The sequence below is a fragment of the Neisseria sp. P0021.S006 genome, assembly GCF_051956895.1.
The window spans coordinates 1-3,007 of sequence record NZ_JBQCWZ010000101.1 but is presented as its reverse complement, the minus strand read 5'-3'; the positions used below and the strand labels follow the sequence as shown (position 1 = coordinate 3,007).

Below are 3,007 nucleotides of genomic sequence, written 5' to 3'. Positions count from 1 at the left end.
CGTTGGCGTAAGCATAACGGCCATCGTAAGTTTGGTCGGTGAAAGACAAGTGCGGGTGGTGCAAGTCGCCGTTAGGGTAGCAACGCAGACCGCTGTCTTGCAGGAATTTACGGGTTTCCGGCGTAATGTTTCCGTTTAAAACGCTCAGACTCTCGTTGGTACGACCCCAACCAGTAGCGCTGTCCATATTGAATACTGGGATACGCATCAGTTCGCGCATAGATGGCAAACCGATCAAGCGCATTTCGCCTGATTGACCGCCTGACAGGAAACCGTAGTATTGGTCAAGTTCGCCTGGACCGACTTCGGAAGTTTGTTTGCCCGGTTCGGCAGAATGAGCAGCGGCTTTTTCGGCAGGAGCTGCGCCAGAAACAGCAGCTTTGTCACCCTCACCGTTAGAGCAACCGGCCAAGCCCAACAAACCGGCACCGGCAATACCTGCGCCGGAAGCAGCGGCAGTACCTAAGAATGAACGACGGCTTAAGCCGTTTTGTTCTAATTTTTCGTCTGACATACGACACTCCTTGGATAAAATCCGGCGGCCGATTTTTTTCAGACGGCCTACCGATGAAAAAATTTCTAAGTTGGGCTGCCGATACAGCCCTCTTTTTTATAAATAACTACTTATCAACACTAATTGCCGATTCTTTTTTAACAAACTGAACAACTTGTTCTTGAGCATTTTTCGTTGCTGCCGCATCGTGCTGCTCAGATTTTGCTGCCGCTTGTTTTTGTTTTTTCTTATTCGTTGCCACTACTTGAGGACAACGCGTATCGTGGTGATACATTACCTGGCAATGCAGGCATTGGATACATTCGTTCGGATGGATATCGCCTTCTGGTGCAATGGCCTGTACCGGACATTCATGCGTACAAATCTGACAAGGATTGCCACACATTTTATAGCGGCGCAGCCAGTCAAACACACGGAATCGACCCGGCAATGCGATACCCGCACCCAAAGGACACAGATAACGACAGAAGAAACGTTCGATAAACAATCCGGCAATCAGCAAAGCTGCAGCAAACAATACAAACCACCATTCGCGCATAAACTTCAGAATAATTGCGGTTTTGAAAGGTTCAACTTCTGCAAATTTTTCAGCAGTACCCAAATCATACAGGGAAATAGCCAGCAAACCGAAGAAGATGACGTATTTAATGGCTGTCAGGCGCGTATGCAACAGATGTGGCACAGTAATTTGTTTTACGCCCAGTTTTTTAGCAATGCGATTGGTCAATTCTTGCAACGAACCGAAAGGACACAGCCAGCCGCAGAACGTACCCCTGTTCCACAACAGCATGGTCGCCGCTGTAAAGAGCCACAGAATGAACACCAGCGGATCCATCAGGAAGAATTCCCAGTGGAATTCAGTCAAAATTGCGGAGAACAAGGTCAATGTATTGACGACCGACAATTGCGCTTGCGCATACCAACCAATATAAACCAGGGTAAATGTCAGGAAGCAGAGGCGGAAACGGTCATACCATTTTTCGTAACGTACAATCCAGTCTTGGAACAGGAATACCAACAGGAGAATTGTCAAAGCAATACCGACAACAATAATTTGACCTTGTTTGGCTTTCCAAACCTGTTTCCAAAGTTGGTTGGAAACACCATCATCACCGGCAGTCGCATCTTCGGCAATACCCGTACTTTCAGGAGCTGAAGCTACAGCCGCAACTTGCTCAACCGGCGCGCTGATTTCAACAGGTGGTGCTTTTGGATCATCGACATAGTAGCCTTTTGGCAATTCGTAATCCAAATCTGCATTCACAAAAGCTTTATCGTTAACGCTCAACACACGTTGAATCATCAGTTGTAAACGCCATGGCTCGGCAGCATCAAATTCCACACCTTCCGGGATGGTAAACCAAGAGACCTCTTTAAATGCAGGTGCACCTTCCGCTGCCAAAGCAACTACACGCTCATGTTGTGCATCAGTAAAACGGAAGCTGGTATCGCCCTGAATCATTTCGATACGGTCGAATATACCGCCACGCACATAGCCTGAGCCCTTCCAAGAGTATCGGCCTTCACCGGCAACCATAATCGCCTGTTGACCTGGTTGCAAACGTTTTTGCAGATTATTCCAACCGGCCTCACCTAAAAGGCTTTTACCGATAGAAGGTTGGCTGACCAAAGCAACATATAAATCAACGAATGTATCGTTACCATCACCCTGCTCTGCATGCTCAGCAACACCTGCTTTACCACCTTTTTCAAACAATTTGTTGATATCGTCAACAGAAATATGCAGATGACCAACAGCTTTTTGTTCTAACAGTGCATTCCAAGACTGAATATCTTGTTTATCAGAATTCACAGCACGACGGGGACGGGTTTGAACCGCAGGCTCATTTGCAGCTTGTTCACCAGAAGCGGCAGCAGCACCGGCTTGAGTCGCTTTATCCGTACCCAAATGATATTGATGAATAACCGATTTGACAGAACGCTGAATACTGTCGTTAATCACCATTAACGTTACAGTCGCACCACTGATGATATCACCAGGAGCCACGCCAGGCTGCGGAGGATTTTTAATAAAATTTAAGCCAATATATTTATCAATGAATTTATCAACACGGGATTGCGGAATACCAATCAGCATAATTGGTTCATGATGTTCAACCAATTTTGCTCCGGCAATAGTGCCATCATTGGCCAATGCAACCATCGTATCAATCGGCTTACTCGAATAACCGCGCGTATTAACCACATCAGTCGTGATATAAACCAAGCCAAGTTGCTCTTCGCCTTTATATACACGAGCAACCAAAGGCTTACCTTCAGGTTTGCCGTAGCGATCAGCACCAGGAAAAATTTCAGAAGGCTGAATTTTTGCCAAGAAATCAGGCAAGCGCTCTGCGTAAGCAGGTAGGCTTACTATCATCATAGAAAATACAGCAAACAGCACAAGGATTCGTTTCCAAATGCCACTTAAGCACTTCATTTCAAGACAGGACATGGCTATTCCCGATATATCGATACTCTAAACACTTATAT

At 46.2% G+C, this 3,007-nt stretch carries 1 protein-coding gene and 1 pseudogene; both read right to left on the bottom strand.

The window, feature by feature from the left end; translation table 11 throughout:
* A pseudogene (locus ACTHUM_RS11105) lies at nt 1-514 on the bottom strand (TAT-dependent nitrous-oxide reductase); the annotation flags it as partial.
* A 106-nt stretch (nt 515-620) separates the two neighbouring features.
* Entirely contained in the window at nt 621-2,897 is a 2,277-nt protein-coding gene (locus ACTHUM_RS11100) for a NosR/NirI family protein (protein WP_107792356.1), read from the bottom strand.
* Nucleotides 2,898-3,007: the final 110 nt, after the last annotated feature.